This is a genomic window from Streptomyces sp. NPDC057638, from assembly GCF_042800315.1.
Lineage (GTDB): Bacteria > Actinomycetota > Actinomycetes > Streptomycetales > Streptomycetaceae > Streptomyces.
Genome location: NZ_JBHVHF010000514.1, coordinates 1 through 3,367, shown reverse-complemented (window position 1 = coordinate 3,367; position 3,367 = coordinate 1). Strand labels below are relative to the sequence as shown.

At 70.4% G+C, this 3,367-nt stretch carries 5 protein-coding genes; all 5 read left to right on the top strand.

Annotated features, from left to right (window positions below; translation table 11 throughout):
- Nucleotides 1-206: 206 nt before the first annotated feature.
- On the top strand, nt 207-773 hold the full coding sequence (locus ACFVIM_RS34145) for a hypothetical protein (protein ID WP_384309999.1): 567 nt from the start codon (nt 207-209) through the stop codon (nt 771-773).
- A 145-nt stretch (nt 774-918) separates the two neighbouring features.
- Nucleotides 919-1,278: a hypothetical protein gene (locus ACFVIM_RS34140; protein WP_384309996.1), complete on the top strand. Its 360-nt coding sequence runs from the start codon at nt 919-921 to the stop codon at nt 1,276-1,278.
- A gap of 47 nt (nt 1,279-1,325) precedes the next feature.
- Entirely contained in the window at nt 1,326-1,850 is a 525-nt protein-coding gene (locus tag ACFVIM_RS34135; protein ID WP_384309993.1) for a hypothetical protein, read from the top strand.
- An 87-nt stretch (nt 1,851-1,937) separates the two neighbouring features.
- Nucleotides 1,938-2,378 carry a hypothetical protein gene (locus tag ACFVIM_RS34130; RefSeq protein ID WP_384309990.1) on the top strand — a complete coding sequence of 147 codons (441 nt, stop codon included), beginning with the start codon at nt 1,938-1,940 and terminating at the stop codon, nt 2,376-2,378.
- A gap of 156 nt (nt 2,379-2,534) precedes the next feature.
- On the top strand, nt 2,535-3,367 hold an 833-nt coding region (locus tag ACFVIM_RS34125), incomplete at its 3' end, for a hypothetical protein (protein ID WP_384309987.1).

Genomic DNA, 3,367 nt, shown 5'->3' with positions numbered 1-3,367 from the left:
GGCATCGAGCCGGCCCGGCCGCGTCCGCGCCGAACCGTCCGCCGGCCCTCCCGCCGTACGCACCACCCCGGCCGCTCAGGCCGGCAACGCGCGGACCCCGCGGACCGGCCCTCCGGCAGCGCAGCGCGACCGCGGCCACGGCGGCATCGAGCCGCCCCACCCGCGCACCGGGGCACCTCGCCGCGCGAACGAACAGGACACACCTCATGCCGCACGAAGAACCCACAGCCCTCCCCGTTGCCGCCCGCGACGAATTCGACATGTACGGCGTTCAGCTCGACCTCGGAGACTGGTCGTACGCGCTCGACGACACCCAAGTCGTCTACGGGCCGGGCTGGAGCCCCTTCCACCGGCATGTGCAGCGGATCGAGCAGCACCCCGCCGATCCCCTCCTGACTCGTCGTACGGACACCGGACGCACCGAGTGCGCCGCCGTACGCATCTCGCCGGACATCGAGTTCCGGTCCTGGCGCAACGAGTACGTCGTCCTCCGCCCTTTCGGCCGTCGAACGCGCGCTGAGCTCAGGCTGAACACCACGGGCCGTGGGCCAGGTGCTACGACCCGCCGGGTCACCATCGAGATCGACCTGCGCACCCGGCAGGCCGCGATCCCCGACCGGTGCCCGAAGGAGCTCCGCGAGCAGGCCGAGGTCAAAGCGACGCGGATCCTGGACTTCCTGACCGTCGCGCGCTCCGAACGGCGCCGCGGCGCTGAGGCGCCGGCCGCAGTCCTTCACCCCGGACTGCGCCGCGGCGGCCAGACGGCCGGGTGAGCACGGGGCGGCGCCGCAAGAACTCGGTCGCATTCGCCGCTTGTCTCCCGGCGGTTGTGACCCCTCCTTCCTTGGGGTAGAATAATAAATGTCGAGAAGGGGAGGGCAAGCCCCGGGTCGACCACCACCCCCAGTAGGAGTCATCATGCGCCATCTTCAGCCCGATACCCGTATCCGCATCCTCATCGAAGGAACCGTCCAGAGGGTCCGCCGGGGCGAGATCCGCCTCGCCAACCGCACCTTCATCAGCTTCGAGAGCGAGGACGACCTCACCGTCGAGATCGTCACCGCGCGCTACGAGCCCGGCGACATCGCCCAGTACGGCGAACGACGCCTCATGCGCTGCCGCACCGAGCCGCGCCCTTCCTGGGACGCCGACGCCCAGCGATGGGCAACCCCCGAGGCGGAGGCCGACGAATTCTGGATCGCCGCAGACGGCACCCGCGTCAACGACCGCGAGATCAACCCCAACAACCTCACCCTCCTCGTGAGTCGAAACCGCTAACCGTCAAGGGGGCCGGGCACCCCGGCCCCCGTCACCAGGAGAACGCCATGCCAGAACGGTCCATCCTCGACTGGTACGGACCGGGCGACCGGCCCCTCGCCAGGATCTACTCCCGGTGGGCACCTCCGCCCCACCAACTGCCCGCCCTGGCCGACTGCCTCGCCGAGCAGCCCGAACCACACGCTGCCAGCCTCGACGCGTACCGCCAATGGGCGCACGCGCACGCCCCGCACCTCATCTCCGCCGTCATCGACCCCGCCGTACCGGAGACTCCCGTACTCCCCGACTACCGCTACACCGTGCGGACGAACCCCCTTCGGATCACCGCCCGCGTGCAGCGAGCCGGCGTCTGGACCACCCTGCTCGAATCGGGCGACCTCGGCGACCTCCACGCCGAGGCCGCCCGGCTCCTCGCCGAACAGGCCCTCCGCATCCGCGCACTCCGCGAACCCCACCCCCATCCCCCCTTCGCGATCCACCTCGGCGACCCGGCCCGGCTCGAAGCCGCCGCCGTCCGCCACGAAACCAGCGCGGCAGCGGCCGGATGGCACCCCGACCACCACCCAGCTTGACCCCCGCACAGTCATGCGAGTAACTTAATAAAGGTCGAGATCGGGAGGGCTAACCCGGCCGACCACCACACCACCGCAAGGACCAGCATGATCACCCAAACCACCCACCGAGACGACACCGCAACCCACGTCCTCACCCGAGCGCGCACCACCGCCCCCGCCGTCGCGGCCGCCATCGATCACATAGGGACCTGCCCCCACCTCCCGCGATGGACCGACCGGACGATCCAGATCACCGCCGACCTGGACGAGCACCGAAAGAACGCCCACACGTTCCACACCGCCGTCTCCACCACACCCTGCTCCTGCCACCACGGCATCCCGGAGCACCTACTCGCCGACGTCGCCCGCCGATGGGCCGACACCCTCGACGCCGGAATCTGGTACGGCCAGAGCGCCCACCGCTCCTCCCCCGAAGTCCGGGAGCACAGCCGACACCAGTACGAGCAGGCCGTCAGCGACATCCGGCACTACACCGACTGGATCACCAGCGGCACCGCCGCCCAGACGATCCGGGGAAGCTGGTGAACGGGCCCCGCCCCGGGCGACCGCCCGGGACCCCCACGACACCCACCACCACCGTCCCGCGCCCGGCGCGGAGACCAGGGCCGGTGACGGAGACCCGTCACCGGCCTTCGGGCGTACCCCGCCCACACCCCCGACCGAGCACCACCTGGAGGAACGATGCCCACCCTCGACGAAGTCCTGAAGGCACTCGACAAACTGCCCGACCGCATCACCAACGGCGACATCGCCAAAGCCACCGGCCGAACCATCCACGGCGTCCGCAACTGGATCTACCAGACCGACAAGTACCCCGGCTTCCCGGACGAAGATCCTCCCGCCGGCCCCCGCGGCACCGCTTACCGCAAACGGGACGACGTCCGAGCCTGGTACGAGGAGAACTTCCCCGAAGACAGCACCGGACCCACCGGCCCCACCGGCATCGCGGAAACCGCCAGGAGGGCACGCCCGCGACACGCCCGCATGGACAGCCGCGAACTGGCCCGGATCCTGAACATCACCCCTCGGGGTGTCAACTACTACGCCACCGCCTACAGCCCGGAGCGCTCCGACCACCCCTTCCCTCAAGCCGACGAGAACGGCGAACGGGACTGGAAAGAGGTACGGGCGTGGATCATCGACAACGCGGAACGGGAGCGCAAGGCACCGAAGCCCACGACCCGTGACGCCCGCGGGCTCAGCGCCCGCGAACAGGAGGCGCTTGCCCTCGTCCAGGAAGCCGAGGCCGCCGGCACCACGGTGACGCCGAGCTGGCTCGCGGAGCAGCTCGACCTCAAGACGGTCGACTCCGCCAACCGGCTCCTCCGCGCCATCGCGCCCCACCGGACTTCCGGCGCCGAGAGGCTCCGCGGCGCCGCACTGGCCGAAGCCGCCGGCGTCTCCACCGACATGATCAAGTATTACGTCAAGACCTACGGACCCTCGGCCGAGGATCCGTTTCCCGCAGCCGACGAGGGCGGTACCCGGAGCGTGTCCGAGGTGTATGCCTGGAT